The 19617-nt window shown below is 38.7% G+C and carries 26 protein-coding genes and 3 tRNA genes; 4 read left to right on the top strand and 25 right to left on the bottom strand.

The window, feature by feature from the left end; genetic code table 11:
- Positions 1 to 12 precede the first annotated feature (12 nt).
- The 13 genes from M2419_RS07415 to M2419_RS07355 form a co-directional block, all read right to left on the bottom strand.
- Entirely contained in the window at positions 13 to 2787 is a 2775-nt protein-coding gene (locus tag M2419_RS07415; protein ID WP_259254688.1) for a phage tail protein, read from the bottom strand.
- Positions 2787 to 3299, bottom strand: coding sequence for a hypothetical protein (locus tag M2419_RS07410; RefSeq protein WP_259254687.1), 513 nt, complete (start codon positions 3297 to 3299; stop codon positions 2787 to 2789). Before M2419_RS07410 ends, M2419_RS07415 begins: the two co-directional genes overlap by 1 nt.
- Positions 3300 to 7448, bottom strand: a complete 4149-nt coding sequence (locus M2419_RS07405; protein ID WP_259254686.1) for a tape measure protein — start codon at positions 7446 to 7448, stop codon at positions 3300 to 3302. It lies immediately after the preceding gene.
- A 172-nt stretch (positions 7449 to 7620) separates the two neighbouring features.
- Positions 7621 to 8145: a hypothetical protein gene (locus M2419_RS07400; RefSeq protein WP_259254685.1), complete on the bottom strand. Its 525-nt coding sequence runs from the start codon at positions 8143 to 8145 to the stop codon at positions 7621 to 7623.
- A 55-nt stretch (positions 8146 to 8200) separates the two neighbouring features.
- Complete coding sequence (locus M2419_RS07395; protein WP_259254684.1) at positions 8201 to 8725, bottom strand: hypothetical protein; 525 nt, start codon at positions 8723 to 8725, stop codon at positions 8201 to 8203.
- 7 nt (positions 8726 to 8732) lie between these two features.
- On the bottom strand, positions 8733 to 9179 hold the full coding sequence (locus M2419_RS07390) for a hypothetical protein (protein ID WP_259254683.1): 447 nt from the start codon (positions 9177 to 9179) through the stop codon (positions 8733 to 8735).
- Positions 9176 to 9637: a hypothetical protein gene (locus M2419_RS07385; protein ID WP_259254682.1), complete on the bottom strand. Its 462-nt coding sequence runs from the start codon at positions 9635 to 9637 to the stop codon at positions 9176 to 9178. The genes M2419_RS07390 and M2419_RS07385 overlap by 4 nt, the downstream gene beginning before the upstream one ends.
- Positions 9628 to 9954 carry a hypothetical protein gene (locus M2419_RS07380; protein ID WP_259254681.1) on the bottom strand — a complete coding sequence of 109 codons (327 nt, stop codon included), beginning with the start codon at positions 9952 to 9954 and terminating at the stop codon, positions 9628 to 9630. Before M2419_RS07380 ends, M2419_RS07385 begins: the two co-directional genes overlap by 10 nt.
- Positions 9951 to 10274: a DUF6706 family protein gene (locus M2419_RS07375; RefSeq protein ID WP_201638643.1), complete on the bottom strand. Its 324-nt coding sequence runs from the start codon at positions 10272 to 10274 to the stop codon at positions 9951 to 9953. Before M2419_RS07375 ends, M2419_RS07380 begins: the two co-directional genes overlap by 4 nt.
- Positions 10275 to 10276: 2 nt before the next feature.
- Positions 10277 to 10774 (bottom strand): hypothetical protein, encoded by a 498-nt coding sequence (locus M2419_RS07370; protein WP_259254680.1) that lies wholly within the window; start codon positions 10772 to 10774, stop codon positions 10277 to 10279.
- Positions 10774 to 11889, bottom strand: coding sequence for a major capsid protein (locus M2419_RS07365; RefSeq protein WP_259254679.1), 1116 nt, complete (start codon positions 11887 to 11889; stop codon positions 10774 to 10776). The genes M2419_RS07370 and M2419_RS07365 overlap by 1 nt, the downstream gene beginning before the upstream one ends.
- 3 nt (positions 11890 to 11892) lie before the next feature.
- Complete coding sequence (locus tag M2419_RS07360; protein ID WP_201638640.1) at positions 11893 to 12480, bottom strand: hypothetical protein; 588 nt, start codon at positions 12478 to 12480, stop codon at positions 11893 to 11895.
- A 22-nt stretch (positions 12481 to 12502) separates the two neighbouring features.
- On the bottom strand, positions 12503 to 13144 hold the full coding sequence (locus M2419_RS07355) for a hypothetical protein (protein WP_259254678.1): 642 nt from the start codon (positions 13142 to 13144) through the stop codon (positions 12503 to 12505).
- A 215-nt stretch (positions 13145 to 13359) separates the two neighbouring features.
- Between M2419_RS07355 and M2419_RS07350 the strand changes: the two genes are divergently transcribed.
- From M2419_RS07350 to M2419_RS07335, 4 genes are all read left to right on the top strand, one after another.
- Positions 13360 to 13761 (top strand): hypothetical protein, encoded by a 402-nt coding sequence (locus M2419_RS07350; RefSeq protein ID WP_259254677.1) that lies wholly within the window; start codon positions 13360 to 13362, stop codon positions 13759 to 13761.
- Between the two features lie 87 nt (positions 13762 to 13848).
- Complete coding sequence (locus tag M2419_RS07345) at positions 13849 to 14094, top strand: hypothetical protein (RefSeq protein WP_201638637.1); 246 nt, start codon at positions 13849 to 13851, stop codon at positions 14092 to 14094.
- A gap of 237 nt (positions 14095 to 14331) precedes the next feature.
- A complete protein-coding gene (locus M2419_RS07340) occupies positions 14332 to 14565 on the top strand; it encodes a hypothetical protein (RefSeq protein WP_259254675.1) in 234 nt (77 codons plus the stop codon).
- Between the two features lie 68 nt (positions 14566 to 14633).
- Positions 14634 to 15245, top strand: coding sequence for a hypothetical protein (locus M2419_RS07335; protein WP_259254672.1), 612 nt, complete (start codon positions 14634 to 14636; stop codon positions 15243 to 15245).
- Positions 15246 to 15248: 3 nt separating this feature from the next.
- Here M2419_RS07335 and M2419_RS07330 read toward each other — a convergent pair whose 3' ends face one another.
- The 12 genes from M2419_RS07330 to M2419_RS07275 all read right to left on the bottom strand — a co-directional run bounded on the left by M2419_RS07330 (position 15249) and on the right by M2419_RS07275 (position 19584).
- Complete coding sequence (locus M2419_RS07330) at positions 15249 to 16292, bottom strand: hypothetical protein (RefSeq protein ID WP_259254670.1); 1044 nt, start codon at positions 16290 to 16292, stop codon at positions 15249 to 15251.
- Entirely contained in the window at positions 16292 to 16897 is a 606-nt protein-coding gene (locus tag M2419_RS07325; RefSeq protein ID WP_259254669.1) for a hypothetical protein, read from the bottom strand. The genes M2419_RS07330 and M2419_RS07325 overlap by 1 nt, the downstream gene beginning before the upstream one ends.
- Positions 16898 to 16904: 7 nt before the next feature.
- Positions 16905 to 17294 carry a hypothetical protein gene (locus tag M2419_RS07320; RefSeq protein ID WP_259254668.1) on the bottom strand — a complete coding sequence of 130 codons (390 nt, stop codon included), beginning with the start codon at positions 17292 to 17294 and terminating at the stop codon, positions 16905 to 16907.
- A gap of 11 nt (positions 17295 to 17305) precedes the next feature.
- Entirely contained in the window at positions 17306 to 17557 is a 252-nt protein-coding gene (locus tag M2419_RS07315; protein ID WP_259254666.1) for a hypothetical protein, read from the bottom strand.
- 30 nt (positions 17558 to 17587) lie between these two features.
- A complete protein-coding gene (locus M2419_RS07310; RefSeq protein WP_259254665.1) occupies positions 17588 to 17800 on the bottom strand; it encodes a hypothetical protein in 213 nt (70 codons plus the stop codon).
- 2 nt (positions 17801 to 17802) lie between these two features.
- Positions 17803 to 18258: a hypothetical protein gene (locus tag M2419_RS07305; RefSeq protein WP_259254664.1), complete on the bottom strand. Its 456-nt coding sequence runs from the start codon at positions 18256 to 18258 to the stop codon at positions 17803 to 17805.
- The gene (locus M2419_RS07300) at positions 18230 to 18526 is read right to left on the bottom strand and encodes a hypothetical protein (RefSeq protein ID WP_259254662.1); all 297 of its coding nucleotides are present in this window, start codon (positions 18524 to 18526) and stop codon (positions 18230 to 18232) included. The genes M2419_RS07305 and M2419_RS07300 overlap by 29 nt, the downstream gene beginning before the upstream one ends.
- A 2-nt stretch (positions 18527 to 18528) precedes the next feature.
- The gene (locus M2419_RS07295) at positions 18529 to 18765 is read right to left on the bottom strand and encodes a hypothetical protein (RefSeq protein WP_259254660.1); all 237 of its coding nucleotides are present in this window, start codon (positions 18763 to 18765) and stop codon (positions 18529 to 18531) included.
- 115 nt (positions 18766 to 18880) lie between these two features.
- Positions 18881 to 18975 (bottom strand) — tRNA-OTHER (locus M2419_RS07290).
- A gap of 60 nt (positions 18976 to 19035) precedes the next feature.
- Positions 19036 to 19308: a hypothetical protein gene (locus M2419_RS07285; protein ID WP_259254659.1), complete on the bottom strand. Its 273-nt coding sequence runs from the start codon at positions 19306 to 19308 to the stop codon at positions 19036 to 19038.
- Positions 19309 to 19358: 50 nt separating this feature from the next.
- Positions 19359 to 19430: transfer RNA gene (locus tag M2419_RS07280), tRNA-Asp, on the bottom strand.
- Between the two features lie 95 nt (positions 19431 to 19525).
- Positions 19526 to 19584 (bottom strand) — tRNA-OTHER (locus M2419_RS07275).
- Positions 19585 to 19617 lie beyond the last annotated feature (33 nt).

Genomic DNA, 19617 nt, shown 5'->3' with positions numbered 1-19617 from the left:
TTGCTCATTATTCTAGTTAAATTCAATCCATTGAATACCACTGTATCTATATCGTCTTGAATAGTTTTTTGCTATACCAACTTCCATTGAAGCGGTATTTCCAAGTGTATAAATCTGAGTTCCGTTGCCATTCACAATTATCTCGAAACTGGTTCCGTTAGTATTCCTTATTTCAACAACACGACCTATTTCCAGATTATCTATCGGCAAAAACACTTTTCCATTACCCGATTTTGTAATAGCATAATCATTAGCAGTCATCGTGTAGTCATTAGGGTCAGTTATGATTTTGATAGGCTCGTATTTAGCGCCGAGAAGCTTTAACGAAGTGATCATAGCACCATACCTTCCCCAGGCACCCAATAGCTGATTGAATGCATCAGATGTTAACTCCTGTCTTCTTATTCCGAAAATACCTGCACGAACATCAGCGGTTAAAATTGGTCCAGTGGGCAAATCTTCAGATGTTTCACCAACCAATGAAGCGGAAAAATCTAAACCTGTAGAACTTGGAAGGAAAGACATTCCGCTATTTCGTGACAAAACTCCCCAATCGCTTAAAATGATTCCGCTCGATTTACCGGTTGGACTACCACCGGAATCAAGGACTTTGGATCGAAAGCTCGTTGATGTTAATTCGAATCCTCCAATCTCTCCGCTGATCGCGCGAATAGATCCATCATTTAAGACATTGAAAGGAGCTTTGTATTTATCCTCTTCATTGGAGCCTGCCCAAAAACGAACAGATTTGTTAGGATCATCACCGATCACATTCCAATTGTCATCATAAATTTTACCATCAGCAAGGCCGCTAATTCCTGCATTATTGAATCCATCGACACCAACGTTCACCACTTGGGCAAACAGACGATTTGCATTTATGATGTACGCTGATAGAACATCGGTTTCAATTTGCCCACCTGAAATAAGGGTAAAACCCTTGGTAGGATGGAAAGATCTTTCTCCGTCGATCACGCTGGAGAGATATCCAAAATTAAAATGCCAATAGCCAGGCGCACCGTCGGTAGGAATCTGCTCAGTTGACAAAACCCATTCACCTGTAAGCGCTGTTTTGCTACATTTGGCAGCTAGGTAATAACCCTGTGTCGGCGTGAGACCCGATTGTGAGAATGCCGTTAAATTCCAAATATTCCCCAATCCTTCAATTTTGAATACCTTATGGATCAAACGGCCAGCTGTCATAGCGAAGCTGTTCAGGTCACCACCTGCATTTACCGTCATGGCCACACCATCCAAATCATAGTACATGGATTCGGTACCGAACCAACCGGCGATTGCTTGTTGCATGGCGTTCTCAAGGTTCCCGTCAGGATCGAATACCTTTGAACGGAATTCGGTTAATGCTTGGACGTTCCGACGATCCCGTTCCCACGACTGGCGGTTATATTGCGTAACTACCTCTTTTTGCTCCTTGATATCATTTTGCATCTTCTCAAGGAAAGTATATGTGACTTCATTGCCGATGACGGCATCGAAGGACATTCCATTTTCTATAACATCAGGATAAACGGCCGGATAGCTTATCTCAGTGATACGTATCTCTGCATCGATCCCTTTTTCAGCATCTTTCAAACGAATGATATCGCCTGCATCTAGGTTGGTGTTAAGCCTAGCCAAATGGATAAAATCCACTTCAAGTTCATACACGACACGCGGAATGGAGTTACTATCCAAATATTCCTGTCTTTTGGTGGTCAATTCAGCTGCTGCAGCATCGATATAGCTTTGTGGCATGCGAATGCCGATCAAAGTATATTTATCCCCAACATCCGCATGTACGGTCTCTGTGGGGAACCAATTATCGTTACCCTCGTCGTTCGCTTTAAATCGGATGGTTTTGGTAGAAGCGTTGTAGCTTGTTATCTCGAATTGATTACCTTCCAAATAACCAGATTTGAAAACAATGTATGCGGTCTCGCCATCTATACGCTGTCCATTAAGATCAAAATCAATTGAACTATCTGATATGGAAAAAAGCTTTTTATCGATTTGCGCAACGGCCGTTACAGTACCCGTGCGACGCGGATAAATTTCTTCATCAATAAATTCGCCTTCACGTATCCTGTATATATCTGTGTTTTTCTCAACGGAACCAGGAATACTAAAATAGTTGAACATGCCCTGTGGCAAGTTCTTATCACCTCCGCGAGCATAAGCCCGGGTGACGATCTTTTTATCCTGCAAGCTTTTTCGGGTGAGACTGTACAATCCTTTTCCCTTGCCATATTCAAAAGTCAAAGCGCGCGGAGTGCCCACAGTTTTCTTCAATGATATCACCTTTCCTTTGATTCCCCATTCTGCTTTCATAGCCTGGGCAACCATGGTTAGAGCATCGAGGATATACGTGCTATCAAACTCAACAGTAACGCGGCCAAGATCTTCAAATTCACCGACCGACCATCCGCTTGTTTTGGAGTTGGCGCAATCGACGAATAAATGAAGCCATTCTTCGGCCGTACCGGAAAATGAAAACTTACGGGATCCAATATGGTCCAAAAAGAGGTTGGTCAATGTGTGGCGCGATCCTTCAAAAACAAAATCAAACGACGATACAAATCGGCTCATCTTCTTGAAGTCTTCAACCTGGTTCAATGTGTATTCCTCGCCTTTGTAGGTAAATGTATCGCCCACACGCAAGCCCAATGAAGCAACATTACCATAACTAAATGATAGCCCATGCTCAGCCATTACCTTATTGCTGTATTTGGCAGCATTCAAAGGAAGCTTAATCGTATCTACACCGTTTCTCTTTACTTGGACTTCCATCAGAATAATTGTTTTTGTTGTTCGAACTGGATCGGCTTATCCGGATAAGACAAGATTAATCCGTTGACATCTGCCAAATAAAAATCGACTCCTACAGGTGCGAAGTTGTTCTCCAATACAAGCGTGAAAGCTGAATAAATAAACCCTTTATGCTCCCTTGGATTGAGGATATTAAAATCAGGAGAGCTAACATATCTCAAAGCATAAGAGCGACCCAGTGCATCAACACGAAGATTGAAACCTTTAGGATCTGATAAAACTTTCAATAAAGATTCCCTTTGATTTTGAAGATCATTCAATGATGAAGATTTCAAATAACATTTTATACTGTATTGTAAAGCTTGAAATACTGTTGCTGAAACATCGTCATAATCTTTCCCATGTTCGTCCGACCAATCATGAAATGCTCTTTCTTTAGGTACAGGCAATTTCAATAGCTCGCTGAAAGTACCACGTCTAAAAAGCAATTTAAACTGAGTCAAAGCATCCATATCATTTATCGAAAATCCCATCTAATATCTAGCCCCCAAATTTTTATTTAATGACTGTAATTCGCTAACAGCGCTATCCAATCTCTTTACCGTTTCACCAGTATTGAATTGAATTGCATTCAAAGCTGTAAGGCTGCTATTGGCTATTTGAAGCTGTCTAGCAATATTTATTCCCTGACTTTTGCTTTCGTCAAAAGACTTTTTCTCTATTTCAAACTCTGATCTAAAAAGACCTGTTAATTCGCTTGCTGTTCCCTCGGTTAGATCTCTTTGAACTGAACTTTTTAATCCGGAAGAGGAAAGTTCACCATCATATCCGATAAGTTTCATTAGATCCTGGTAGCGTTTATTACCAGCTTCAGCAATAGCTTTGTATTCTGCCTTTAAAGCGTCAGATTCAGTCTTAGTTAGGTCTCCATCTTGCATTGAATCCATAACTTTATCATACCAATCTTGAATACTTTGGGTCATCTTTCCATCTTGAACCAACCTTAAGACAGCTTTCTGCATGTGCTTATAAAAGGAATCTGATATGTCTCCAAAAGTTAGATCCGCTTCAGTGAATAGACTTTCAAATTCACCTTTTATATCATCTAAAGAAATACCCGATAAAGCTTCTTGTAGAGCCGTTTTTAATTCTTCGGTTTCTCCTTTAGCATCGATTACACTTTGTCCGTATTTACGTACTTCTTCCGGTAATTTGGCCCAAAGTTCCGGCTGTTTAAGCAAAAGGTTTTCCCATTCCTGGGTATTCATGTTCAACAGCTGTTGCCGACTCAAAACATCCCCAAGCTCCTTATCGTAATTGTACCAGTTTGAGTGCTTGAATAGGCTCGCCCCCTGGGAAAACCATGCTTCGAGGCTTTTTCTATTAGCAATAAGTTTCGAGTTTACAAGTTCTAATGCCTCTTTATAGGCATCCAAAGAATCTTTACCAGACTTTTGCTCGAACAGCTCCTTTTGCTTGCCAATAAGTATATCGAATGTTTCTGACAAGGTATTGTAATACTCCTGTTCCTTCTTTAGCTGTTCATTTCGCTTTTTTGAACCACCATCAATGATAGAAAATAGAGATTGAACTACTATTAAAGCTGCCTGTATTATTGCCAAAATAACAGACGCTCTTTCTGCTTGCTTGACAGCTGAAGAAACTGCAACAGCGGCAACTGAAAGAGCTGTTAGGGATGCTAAGGCTGTAGCGCCAACTTCACCAATTGCATCTTTTAATACACTTGCAGAATTAACAGCATCAGAAATAAATTCGAAACTGTTTTTTGTTGCTTTGGTCAAGTTCACCCAAGCAGTTTTAGTTTTCTCGGCTGCTTCTTCTGAATCATCACCAGCATTGGCCATGATTTCTTTTATGGCTACAGCAAATTGTGAAAAAGGATTTTTCTCAATTAAAATTCCCTGCGCCTCGCGTAGTTGCTTTTTTAAGTTTTCAAGATCTATCGGGTCGAATTTTCCTTTAAGCTCTTCAAATCTTGTTTCAATTACTTTGAGTAAACTCTCTATTTGCTTTGAACCCATCTGGTCCATTCCGGAAAATAATTTTTCCCATTCCAATGTGCCTGTTAATTCATCGACCGCAGCCTTGCTGGCTTTTATATCGCGTTCCTTATTAAGGATTTTTTCCCTATCAGGTGTTAACTCGTTTTTATCCCTTAGTTCTTTAGTTTTTTGAGCATGCTCTTTGTCTATTTCAAAAAGTTTATCATTTAACGTTTGAGCCGCTTTTAATGCATCAGTGTAGCGACTCGTATCATATTCAGCCAGGCGTTTACCATTAGCTTTTATGATATTGAATAGTTTATCTAAACGGTCTTTTTCACCTGCATTCAATCCAACTGTCTTTTGTTTCGTCAATAGACCAGCATATTCTCCTGATATCTTTTCGAAGGAATTTTTATATTGTCCTAGTTGCTTTTCAGCGACAGCAATGCCATATTCATTTTTTAAATTCTCGTATTTGACGTAATTATCAAAATCAATTTGATACGCCACAAGTTTCTTGTCCGTCTGAAGCTTATAAATTGTATCGTTCACCTCTTGATCCCTTACATTAGTGATGCTTTGAATCTGTTTAGTGGTAATTTTTGTAGTATTCTTCGGATTCCGGTTAAACTTGTCTATTTCATCAATTAGTGTCTTATACTTATCTTTTACCGATTGAATTTCCTGTTGATCTCTGGTCAACTGACTGTTTAAATAGCCTTGTCGCGCTTTTGAAATATCTGAAAGAATCGAAAGATATCTTTCCGCTTCCTGATATTCCTGGTTTGCAGCTTTCTCATTTCCACCAATAGAATATTGCTTTTCTACTTTAGCCAATTGTTCCAATTTGGCTTTATATTTTGCTATATCGGAATTACCAGGAGCAAGTGCTTCCATTTTCTCTGTTAAAGCCTTTTTAATCTTATCCAAATCCGCTTTATTGGTAGCGGATTTAAGAAGAGAATTAAAGTTATTCAATGGATCTTTCAAGCTATTGGCGAAAACATCGACAACACCATTTTCTTTTACTGTATTATCAACACCGGTTATAAATGTTTTGAACTCTTTGTCAAATTCCTTCTGCAACGCATTCATTTGCTTCTTAATGACGTCTTTTTGCTGATCGACGATGAAAGCATCGCCCCTTTTATCGCCAAATCCCCAAAAAGATTTTGCAGCGTCTCCACCATTAACCCCAAATGCATTTTGTAAAGCTCTACCGGTCCTTTCCCAAACCCCTACACCATCAATACCTTTTCTATTGATCACATCAAGTTGCTCGGCCAAAGCATTGAATTCGTCAAATGCTTTTCTTGCGGAAGCGGCCCGACCGATACTGACAATGTAATTGTCCAAAGCTTTAGTAGCTTTTCCGATTGCAATTTCTTCTTGTGAGAAAGAAGCTAAAACACCTTTAGTTTGTGCTTGCAATTTGTCATACGCAGCTTTTCGTTCTTCTACGGATGCGGTATTATCTTTAATAACACCAATAAGTTGCTGCACACTTCTTTTTTCCTGATCGGCTCTATCGACTCCCGCAGCGTGAGCGTTGGCAAGCTTTTCCTGTGCAGCGCTAGTAGCATCGGTAACCTGAGAAAGCGCATAAATCGCGGATGATAGTGTGATGATTGCAGCAGTCATCAATATCACTGGATTGGCCGCCATAACAGCATTTAAAGCTGCCATAGCTTTTGTTTTTAATACGATAGCCCCATAATGAAGCATTTCTGCGACAGTCATTCCAACAGCTCTCGCGGCAACCAATTGTTGAAGTGCTGCAGTTGCGATTAATGCAGCTTGATAAGCTCCATAAACTGAAATTAACCCTGTAAGCAAGTTTAACACGGTTTCGTAATTCTCGACTAATACAGAAGCTGCTTGGATAGCTCCAGAAATAACACCCTCTGAATCTTTCCCCATTTTATTGAGCATCTGATCAAAGGCATCACCCAATCTTTCCAATTCCCCTTGAATAGTTCTTGATTGCGCCTCCATAAGACCACCAAACATTGAACCCGCTGCGGTCATGTTTTGAAATGCTTGTTGGACTTCCGCGAAACCAACTTTCCCAGCGGAAACGAAGTCATTCACTTCGCTTTTATTGATTTTTAGAACCTTAGCAAGTTCCTCATAAATTGGAATACCTCGGCCAGCGAACTGACGAATATCCATTAAATAAGCACGGCCTTGAGTGCGTAGAGTTCCATATAAGTAAACTAAGTCCCCGATTGGTTGAGAAGTACCAGCAGCAACATCACCAAGCATTCGAAGCTCGTTCTTGACATTTTCGGCCGTTGAACCATAAGCTAGCAATTGCTTTGCAGCGTTCGCGGTATCTTTCATCCCAAAAGGAGTCGTACCAGCAAACTCGATCAGATCTTGTGTCAGCTTATCAGCACGTTCTTTACTACCCAACATTGTAGTAAAGGCAATTTCCAGTTGTTGAAATTCTGAACGAACCTGAATAAGCTTTTGAATAAAGTTTTCAGCAGCATTTAGGGATAGAAAACCTCCAGCGACTTTGGCCAGGCGACTAAACATCTCTTCTAAATCACGACCACGGTTATTGACATTATTAGCCATGCGATTAACTCGTTGCTCAATACGATTTAAGGCGGCCATTAACTCGCTATCCCTTATATATGCATCCCACTCTAATCTGTTTATCGTACTCATTATAGAATTTTGTCTAGAAATTCGTCTTCTTCGTCCTTAGTTTGTACTTCATCACTGTTTTCGTCATCTTCTGACGGGTCTGGGATTGTTAATAGTTCCATATACAGGTTGTGCCAACTCAATTCCCAAAGCACATATTCGCGTGTTTCTCTAAAATATTTCCTGTAATTTGTTATTCTGTACCAGGGGCTATTATCCCCCCTGAATCGCTTAGGCTCGCTTGCTGATTTTCCGCTTTTATTAGGCTGGCTGTCCCCGTCAACATTACGATAGATTTTAAGAAATTTTCAATATCTAATTGTCCAAGAGCCTTTTCAAAAATATATTGAAAGGTCTCTTCTGAGACCCAATTGATTGCATCAATTAATTCTTTGGACGGTTCGTTCCTATCATTTTGCAGAGCAACCGCAGCACAATAGATCATATCTTGGTGTCTTTCTTTAGTGAGTTCAAAAACTCTCTTTATAAGGACAGTATTATTCATTATTTGATCAGGAAAATCAAACAATCTTACTGCAATTCGCTCCCTATTACCTACTCTTAGCTTACGAAGATTGTATTTAAGCAATTTCTTTTTGATGCCTACCCTTTGAAGAAAAGCATCAAATCTATTTTTAGGAAGAACAGGGATTTGAATAGTTTCATGCTCGTCTAAAAACGTTTTTATCGCACTTTTTTTAATTGATATTTCGTCCATATATCGAAATTTGATAGGCTACTTTTTAGTTGAAAAAGTAGCCTATAATTCAACTTTAAGAAGCTGGTGCATCAGTTTTGATCACCGTTTTTAAACCTGCCTTTTCTGGTTTCATCGGCTTACCAGTTACGATAACCTTAGCATATACCCCTTTTTGTGCATCAAATTGCGGTCTAACCCGAATTTTCATACGGGCAATTTCCAACTTTGCACCATTACGCGTTAAACATTCGACTGAGCGTTCAATAGAAAACGGAACATCCATTCCGATGGAATCTGGTGCGCCTGAAGCTCCTTCTGTCAATTCACCTGCGCCCAATTCACTTAAGGCCTTTGCGCTGACATTGTAAGATTCTAACTGAAACGCCCATTTTGCCGCGGCAGTTTCAATTTCATCATACGCGGTGTCCTCCTCTTCAATCTCAAGGTCTTCATACGTACCTTCGTTCAAAACAAGAGAAGCCGATCCTTTTACAGTTGCTCCTAGGATCTCCGTTAAAGTAGTTCCCATACCACCGTCGGCAGCAATAGGTCCAATCTTAACGACACTTAAACCTAAGAAGTTCTTTGGTCTAGCCATATCTTTATTATTTTATTGTGTAACAATTAATTCTAAAACTCACGTAATGCTGATCATTTCCTTCATCTTCAAAAACTTCGTCACTGGAAACTTCAAAACATGTATCGCCAATCCATAGATCGCCTTCCTCTGACCCATCGCCCCCAAAAACCTCCTGAATTAAGCCTGCAAGGTATTTAAGCCTTGATGAGTCTCGCATGTTTCTACCCTTTCCAATAGTTGGTATAAGCGTTGGATCAAGATTATTTACATAGGCATTAACCAGTAAAACAGCTTTTTTTACAGGTGCCTTGGAAATACCGCCGATTCCATCTATCACGACATCTTCAAGTTTAGAACCTTCGGGACGATCACCTTTTAAAAGAGCTCCGCTAGGCTTTTTTGCATCTGAAAATAGCCGTGAATTTTTCAACAGCAGATACAATTCATCTATGACTTCAAGTGTAGTTATCATACCCGGCTTTTTAATCTTTCAATGGCAGCTCTAAGCATTTCTTCAGCTTCTAAACTTGAACCTGTAATTACATCTTTCCCGCGACTCTCAACAGCAGCAGCATATCCCATTCCTGCACCAACAATCAAAGCATATCCTTCCATGTAATCAGATTTCAAAGTTTTGGCTAAATCCTTTGCTTCGTTAATACCTGTTTGTTTATCGGTTCCCTTACTTGAAGCTTCATAGTTTTCTTTTGCAATACGACCATGATCAACCACAGCAAAAAATATTGACGATCTTAAATTACCTGTCACGTCATTGAAACCACCTTGGCTGGCATTCTTTAACCTGGCACTTCTAACAAACTCCCAACCAACCATTTCGAGACGATTAAGGACAGCTTGTTTGAAGGCTAATTTTCTCGCTTCAATAGCTCGGCTAACATCAGCTCGTGTAAACAATGGTCTTAAACCCATAACTTATTTGTTGCTTGAAATCCCCAGGGCATAATTACTTTCCCCTGTCCGACTACAACACCGTTTTTTAAGATTTCAACTTCAGTATTCCTTTTCAGGGTATCCGGAATTGAATTAAGAAAAATTGCGAAGCTATATACAAAGTCTTCACCTTGATTATTCTTAATCGTCTGGCCGTTGTTAATATCAGCTCGACAATTCAACACAACCTCAGTTTTTACAGATTCTCCTTGATGCCAATCTCCAGTACCATCTTGATATGGTTGACCTGGAACAACCTCAAAATATCGCAACTTATGTACACGCTTTCTGATCATAATCCCCAATCGTATTTTTTAATGCGCGGTGTCTCTTTTAATGAATTGATGATATCATCACGTCCGAATTTTTCTGCTAACAAAAGAAGCCTTTGTTTTAGGCCGGTAGCCGACCTGCTCTGTGACCAGGATCCTTCACTTTCTGAACTAACGGAAAGTAAACTTTGTAAACAGGGGATTGCGGCTTTTTCAAGCTCTTCGATATCGCCTGTAAACTGATCATCAAAGACGATTCCGGCAGAAAGTAAAAACATCTCCGCATCTTCATCCTCCAATGATCCTACCTGAACAACTCTTAAAAAGGCTTCCTTTTTTAGCATAATTAGTCCTCCGTATCTTCTACAGCGATACCTTGTGCAATAAGTGCTTTTAAGCGATCAGGCTCTAAACCTGAAACGTCGACACCTTCGCCAACCTGACCTCCTGAAACGCTTGAATGGAAAGCCCTGCCTTTCGCTACAACATACTTTGCTTTTTTGTTGATTTTAACTTCAACAGCAGGTGTAGTTGTTGCGGTTTGCTCTTTTGCAGGATTGCCGACAGCCTTTGCTTCGGAAATGATGTCTTTGACAACCTTTTCAGCATTTTCGTTGAATTGAGCAATCGCTTCCAAAACAGCATTATTCGAATCGATAACGGCTTGGTTAGATTCCAAAACAGCATTATTCAAATCGATCACTTCCTGTAAAGGATTTGGAACATCGAATTCCATTTCAAGCGGTCCAGATTGCGTTTGTTGCTGAGGACTATTTTCAGGATGGGTGCCAGTACCTTGTACTGCACCTTTATCCTTGTTTTCTTTTCCTGTATTTTCAGCCATTACACTTTTGGTACGTTAGTTTGCAAAATGTAGATACCGTCGATCTGCTCAAGAGCAGGGAACGCATTTAATTCTGCCTTTGTAAATTCCGTCCATGGTTCATTATCGCGCCATTGAGAAACTAAAGTTCTATCGTAGGATGCGTAATTGATACCTTGAACAGGTTCCATCGTTTCAATAGCCAAAGCATTATGAACGGTACCCAACTTTCCAGCAGGCACGAAAACCAAGTTGTTTTCGTTGAATGGATTGATCGTCGTGATTTTACCATCTTTCTCAACACCTATACGCTCATTAATGATCACCAAAGGGGGCATTTTATTAGCACGCATGTACTCGTTAATAGACTCCTCGGTTACGACAAATTTTGCGTTCGATCCAGGGTTTTGATAACCTGATATATTGGCTTTAACGGTCGGGTGGTTTTTCAATTGAAACCACTTCTCTTGTTCAATCCAAATTTCTGCAAAACGTCTACCGAAAGTTTTACCAGCATAAGTGATAACATTCTCGATATCCTTAAATGGATCAGCATTTAAATTCGGTGTACCGTCGACATTATACCACAATTGCGCAACAGGAAGTTTTTGATAATCCTTTGCCAATAAAGGTAGTTTACCAAAATCAACACCGTCAGGATTGTTCAAGACTGTGATATCAATTTCAAAGTTTGAAATACCTTGAAAGAACATGATATCTAATCGACGATCCGTTGATGTAGCTGCATTTTCAACAGCATTCCAGAGTGTACGGATTAGTAAATTAAGCTTTTGCTCATCCGAAATTGGAAGAGACTGCAAGGCGCGGAGCTTACGATAATCCTCTTGCTTCAAAGCAAACTTTTCTTTCATGGTCGGAATACCACCTTCCAATTTTTCAAGTTTGCCGGTTGCACGCAATGGCGCTGGCGCATCAGGATCTACGATACTTGCAGCAGCCTCGATACGAGAACGTCCGATTGCTGTAGCAAATGTCAATTCGATTTGCGGAATACCCCAATCTAAATAACGACGCCATTTTGTTTGACCGTACAACAGTTGAAGCTGATTGTCAATTAATGCTTGGATATTTTGACCCTGGGCCAAATCTCCAAATAATGAAGCAACTACTGCCATTGATTAAAAAGATTGAGAATAAATGATACGAGGTAAAGCAGCTTCTAATTCCTTAGAGTAAGGAACTCGGCGTGCATATACTGTACCGCGGATTACCACACTGCAGCTTGCACCATCTTCGATTTTTTGATCGCGATATAGCAAACCATTAACACCTCCAAAACTTGAGTTATTAGCTCCAGTTGTGCTTGAAGCAAAAACAAGAGAATCGGCCGCAACCGCTCCAATTGTTGTACCGACTGTGATCAAATCATAATCGGGATTTGTTTTGTTGATTCCGGTAATGGCATAAGCTTTTCCGTTCGGAACGGCTGCAAAATTATCCCCGACTTTCAATGTATGCTCTTTGGCTACTTTGTATGTGGTAGCATCAGCGGCAGCGGCTTCTATCACTTTTCCAGTAGCAAGAAACTTTGCCTTTCTTGTCGATTCATCAAAGATCATAGGGGTTCCTGCTTTCACAATTGTTCCATCAGGCAAACCACCTTTTTCGAAGAAGAATCCACCTTGAGCATTTTGAAGATCTTTACCAGAACCTTGAAATACCGGAATGTCACCAGTACTGTCTGTTCTTTTATATCCTACTCCCATGGTTAAGATTTTTGTTAAAAAATTATTTGTTGGTTGCTGCTGCGGCATCTACGTTGGCTTTCGCAAAATTTGCAATCGCACTCGACACCTCTTTTCCAGTTGCTTTCACCCCTGTGACCACTTTTTCACCCGCAACCTGCGTGTTTAGGTCAGCTTGTTTGATCGCTGTCCATTCAGATTCTAATGCTGATAGAGAGCTATCTAAATCGAAATCTTCACCGATTACCGTCTTGCGAGCATACGCTTCAGGAATACCTTTGGCTTTTGCTTTCGCAACAAGATCCTCTAATGTTGATTCTGTTTTTTTAGCAGCGAATTGTTGTCCCAAGGTTGTTACTGATTGCTGCAATGCTTTTGCCCATGCGGGCATGTCGTTAGGATTGTCATCTTTCGTTTCAGGATCAGGTTTATTCGGATCAGGCTTTTTACTCTCTACGTCCCATTTCTTCTTTGCTTCTGTCACCCTTGAATCACCCTGTTGCTGAACGAAATCTGCATAATCTTTTACCGATAGAACTGAGTTAGCTTCAAAGTCCGTGATAGCTCCCTCGATTTGGCTTTCTTCTGTCACTTTATCAGCTAATTTCTTTGCCAAAAGCGTTAGAACTGCCTTTGACACCCCTGGATGTTTGGCAACCAGTTGTGCAAAAATTTTTTCCCACATAATTATGTCCTTTAGAATTCTTAAGTGCTATAAAATTAGGCAGGTTGTTTACGGTATTCTCCGTTTTGATGGTTTGGACTATTCCCACTTGAAGCAACGGGAACGAAATAAATACAAATGTTAATATTTATACATATTTTTTCATTTATATTTTGGAATGTTAATATTTGAACATATATTTGCAATAGAAAATAATACAAGAAAATTTTATAGATATGAATATTACATTTGAAAACATCGTTCGCAAAGCGCAAAGCATTATCAACTCATTATTTGTAAATGAAGAAAAGATCACTACGATACAAGAGAAAAAAGCACAGTTTCAATTAGGCGATATATTCGTCGAATCATGGGGTTATGAGCAGAATAACGTGGATTTCTATCAAGTTGTAAAGCTTAATGCTGCATCAGTTGTCTTAAGGAAAATAAGCTATAAAACATTAGAATTCACTGGATGGGCAAGCGATACTGTTGAACCTCTTAAAAATGGGTTCTTAGATGATAAAACGTACACAAAGCGTTTCAAAGAGGGCTCTAAATATTTGAAAGGTATTGCATGTGGCTGTTTGGTACTGCATGAATCTGGGAAATCGTATCACAGATCTTGGTACGCATAAAAACATGTACACTAAGTTGAATAAGTAGCATTTTATTCAACTTAGTTTATCAAAAAATAAAAGCACAGAAAATTTAATCTTATAAAAATGAAAAAGACATTAGAACATTTTGACTTAGTAGATCATCTTGGCGATGATTTCAATACACAAGGACTATTCGAACGCAAAAGACGCGTTGACGCTCAGATCGAGGAACATGCACACTTATTTTCAAGATCTGATCTCTCTCAAGAAGATGATAAGATCATCTCAAAGACTTTCTTAAATCTTATGCGCTTGCAAAAAGACATAGCATCTAAAATCAGTTTAATTTCTGCTATCTGTTACAATTAGATGATGTCAGAAAAAGAGATTGATTACTTCAATAGTGAATTGAAGTCTCAAAATATGCAGATAGTCGAATCTCCTGAATATATGCTAGTACCCTCTCAAAATCCAGGTAGTTATTTTCTGAAATTCGAACATAAAGGTGTTATTGTACAATCTATTATTGTGCAAAGTGTAAGGGAATGGTCGACATGTTTAGGCCTTGAGGTCAATTGTTTCATCATAGCAATTCAAAACTAAGCTATGAGGTGGTCAAAGATTAAACATTTTGGCTATAAGGATTGGATGGTCTTTATGGGACGAACTTATTATTTAGATAAATTCGAAGAGTCTTACAATTGGGTACTTTATAAAGGCGAACAGCATTTGGTTGTCGGATGGTGTTACAAAAATGATGTGACAGTTGGATTGATTCGGCACCCGGATAGTGACGATTACGGTAAACTTGTGTTGCGAACAGAAGTAGAATTATTGTGACTGAGAAATACCGTAATTAAAAATATTTCATAATTCCTATATTTGGGCTTTAGCTTTAAATAGGAATTATGAAAAAAATTTTATTGTTTTTAGTGTTGATCGGATTTTCTGCTAATCTGATTGGTCAGGAGAATGCAAGGTATCAAGTTGTCGTTACTCCAAATGGAATAAATTTCAATAACAGTGAAAAATACATCGTTATTGAAAACGACATATCTAAAAACGATCAGATTAAACTTATTGAGAAGAATTTAAACTCGAAACATTTATCCAAGCATCTAAAATTTGATGTCACTGATGACGCGATAACTTTGACCGATTATAAACCTGGATATACGAAATCCGACAAAACTGCAGGGAGCTCGTATTTGCTAGACCTTACATATAAAATCAGTATTGATGTGAAGGACAATATGTTCAGAATAAATGTCCCTCTAATAAATATCAGTGCCAATCAAAAATATGAGAGTGATGCGGTCACTTTCAATAAAGGTGTTCAATTTCCCGTAACTATGGAAATAAAGGGGAAGAGAGATGTTTGGAACAGCAAGGAAAAAAAGATGTTCTTATACGATGAAAAAGACAAATTGATCGAAAAGAGCACGAAAGAAAAGCTTGAAAAGGATCTATCAGATTTGATCAAAATAATTGCTGATCAAAGTGGTAGTGCTAATTGGTAGTTGTTAAACCTTAATCTTATTATCCTTAATCCAATACGGCACGTTTTTAAGCCGTTTTAACATATCTTTATTATCGGAAACGTACTTAGTTAGATTGCTTGGTACGTTTTTTATTTGGCCTTTCATCAAATAGGATCCTCCGGATAAAACAGCGTCCTCAAACTTTTCGTATTCTTCCATAGTCGGAAGTACTGGCACAGTAAAGCATAAGCATTGAGGGTGCCAACCTACGAATTTAAAGTCTTTCGGATATCGGCCAGTTAAATGATCACAGATATCAAATTTTGGATGTCTGGCGGACAACTGTACCTCATAGCCCAAAACGATCTGAGATCGTGAATAACGATCATTGTCGGCTGTTCTGTATGCTATATTGGTTTCAGTACGGGTCAACCGCAACGCATTTTTATAAGAAGATCTGTAAATGCCCTGTCCAGGCTTATATGCTTTAGCAGCTGCACTTAGAACCAATTTGCCCTCAAAATCCCGAATACGTCGAAACAGTCGATCAGGTTCAACAAGGTATTTTTTTTGGTCTCGGGCAATCGCTGCAGCTGGCTTTCCTTCACTTATCCCAATAGCCAAATTATTCTCAATCTCATATCTAAATTGATCAGAATAATTCCAGATTCTTTGTGAAAGGTCGAGACCATTTTTTCCCGAAGTCCTATTTATAAAAGCTTCCATGGCTGCCTGATTACGCGAAAACAAAGCTTCTTTTATCAATGGGGCCAACTCTTTGCCTAATGTATATTGCTTCAATATTTCATCCATTTTGGCATCCGACAGATTCCAAGCTTCATTAATACCGTTGATCATAATTGTTGAAATCTCTTGCTCCCAGGTACCTAATGCTTCATTGACCACTTTGTTAAGCTGCGGTACTTTAGTTATATCAAAGGTATCTTTCGTTTTGGGCAGGGACAACCCGCCATAAATTTTATTAATAGCGTTTTGATAGGCTCTATTTATTCTCCTTTGATTCTTTCGAATATTCAAAAGATGCTTTTGCTCATATTCCCTATTGATGCGGTTGGTGTTTTTCATTATTGAAGTATTCGTTTAATCAGTCCAAGACTATAGGTCGCGATCCCCTTAACATTGCTATCATCATGTGCATTCTTTATGTTAGACAGAGCGATTGAAGCCTCGTTCAAAGCGGAATTCCTACGGTGGTAGAATTTCGACAAAAGTCTTTTTTGGAAATCTATTTTATTCTTATGTAGAAGAGGGGCGTTTTTTATGACGGTATAACCTCCGTGCTCATTAACGTAAATCAACCCTGAATAATCGGGAACTTCATGCTCCAAAATGAGATTTTCAGGTACTGCAAAATAAAATCTATTTGGCGTTATCTCTGAAGTAATCGAATATTTAAAATAGCATACGGGATGACTGTAATGATCCATCACCCTTTTGTCGTGCATGACATACTTTTTTTTCTCAAATGCAGCGATCAACAGATCATGTTTAGGCTTCTTAAAATCAGCCAAGAAATCCGAACGAGAAACTTTAACTTCAACCTCAATCGAATAGCCGGACTTTGTAATACAAAACAAATCACTTTCCCAATCGAAAATAAAAACGTTATTGAGCTTATAATCGTGGTTCCCGATAAATGATCGTGCAGCGGAATAGACCTTTTCAATCATAAGTTCTCTATTTATTTCCTTTGAAAATTAAATGCAAATCATTGAGCGATAACAATGGTTCAGCTTCGAAGACCACAGGCTTATTCCAAGATCCATCTTTTAAAGTACAAGATGCGCACACTTGGGATAAGCCTTGTTCCTTTAGCAATAGCCATTTTTCGATATCCATTACATCGGTAAGGCTACATTTTGCAGTAGTCGTATCAAATACTGTAAATACCGTATTTAGCTTCACATATGGCAAAAATGAATCTAAATCATAATTAGCATTTGAAGAAAACTCTTTTTTATAGCACTTTACAATTTCACGAAGGCAAACAAAATGTGCATGATCTAAATGCTCCTCATTTAGTTCATAATTACGCATTTCATAAAGTGCTTTGATAGTCCTTTCCATATTTTAAAAATCTATTTATATTCAATACCATCAAAAACGATCCTACATATTACGCCATATTCAGGATCAGTCTGTATCTCAGTAAGTCTAATTTCATAATCAGGCTCTAAAATTTGTTCCTGAATAGACATTTGATATCTTCTATTCATCTCATTGATTTCTTTAAGAATCAGATAAATCAATCCCGCATTCTTCTTTACCGACTCCTTTAATGAATCTGTAAAGTTGATATTATGAAAAGGATCTATAATCGGTTGTTCCATATTTCAAAAAGTGTATTGGTCTCATATTTTTTATTTATTCCGTTTCCATCCCATGACTGACATGATCGAATTTGCCCAGATCCTACCCTCTTTATTTCTCCATCTTGTAAAACCAAAAGATTGATCACCGTCTTTGTAAAGTAGTATGGCTCCGTCAACTTTGAAGCGTTTAACAAACTCCTTTAATACCTGTTCATCGGTCAAATTTTCAACAATCAATTCTATTTTTTGAGCAGAATCCATAATTACAATCCTAGTATTTTTCTCTCTTCATCAGTAAGCTTTGAGAGCGCAATTTTGCGTTTAATATTTTCTTGATCGCCAATGATTTCAAAACTTTTGTAGTAGCAACTTGAACAAACGGTTACCGGTCGATCCGAGAACATTACACTTACAACTCCAATATCCAAAAGTTCTTTTGACTCAATACTAATATGAACATTAGCTTTTGTTGGATCTCCTGGCTTTTCTATTACAGGTTCAAAATGTTTAAACCGTAAACCGTACATAGCTTTGTTTGCAAGATGCAGTGCAATTTCGTCAATATGTCCTTCCCATAATCCAAGGTTACAATCTGTTCGGCCTTCGCTATCTGCTTCAGTTGAAACGGACCAAACACCATACGTAGGATCATTCGTTTTTTTTATTTGTATTGATTTCAGTGGATGCATTTTATTTCCTCCTATAATGCCTTTGGGCAAGTTTATGTTGTTGACGAATGTATTTAGGTTTTTTTTCCTTCAAAGGCATTTCAGTCGGTTCAATACTTAAAATCTCTTTAGATCTATCGATCAATGACTTCAATTCTTTACTGACAGGTAAATATTGCTGAGCCTTTATTTTAAATTCTCTGGCGGCTTCTATTAGTTCTGAAAACTCTAAGTGTGAAGAAATACTTATTTCTATAAATCGAATCAGCTGGCAACCTGTCAAACCGAGTCCAGCACCGATAATTATTACCTTTCTCATGGTTACCATTTTATTATGTAACTGTACATCTGAGACTGTCCATCATAAACAGCATCCACATCGTAACCGTCTTTTTCTAATGCATTAATTGCCCATTCAGAAAGTGTCATAAATAATGAGCATTCCAATTCTCCACATTTGACAGCTGTATTTATTCTTTTGTAAACTGCTTCTAATTCTTGATTTAATTTGCTATCGTTCTGTGATAAGGCTACTTTCCTTGCTTCTGATGCTTTCATATAATTGATTTATAAAACTCTATTCAATTTTCACAACCAGGAATAAAAACCGTGGAGAAGCGGAGAGAATCCCCACGGCTAACCAATTATAAACCTAAATTATGAAAAGTATTTGTGGAGCAGGTAGGACTCGAACCTACGCCTTGTGAATAAAAATGTTCGTCCCCTACTTATTAACATCACATATACCAGCCTCTATACGACCGCCCCTTTTTTCAAAAAAGCCAATTCCGTAAAATTGGCTTTTTATTTTTCTCTTTACCTATTCACCTATAACATTCTAATTGTAGGCGGTCCGTTGGCATTCGGGGAAATATCTGACTGATATCCCGATAGTGTCTCGTCTTCTGATAATACAGTTACCATTTTGCCGTATTGAGGTTCAACGGAAGGTGTTACACCGTCAAGGATAGCCACTAATTGCGGACTATCTAAACCTTTCTTTAACTCAATGGGCTTATTCTTATCGAATGAAGCGTACACAGTGCCAACCATTAAAAAAGAGAACATCCCGATCAATGCAATTGCAATAAATCTTTTCATTCTTAAATGGTTTAGTAAAACAATGAACATTGCTGTCTTTCCAGCTGTAGCAGTTCGTACGGGACTCGAACCCGTGACCTTCCGACAGACAATCGGCGATTCTACCACTGAACTAACGAACTATTTGGCATACTTTAAACCTCACGAACATCATTGCGGTATGCCAGCGCTACCTCTATTCAACGCCTCAAGGACGTTCCCTTGCTTCTAATAATTGTGGAAAAGGCTGGACTCGAACCAGCGACCCTAGGCTCTAACCTACTGAGCTACTCTCCCACCTTTAAGTTATCTCACGACCACATAAAGAAA

Origin of the sequence: Sphingobacterium sp. BIGb0116 (assembly GCF_024808035.1) — a bacterium.
Classification (GTDB): Bacteria; Bacteroidota; Bacteroidia; order Sphingobacteriales; family Sphingobacteriaceae; genus Sphingobacterium; species Sphingobacterium paramultivorum.
This window is presented reverse-complemented; position numbering and strand designations above follow the sequence as displayed.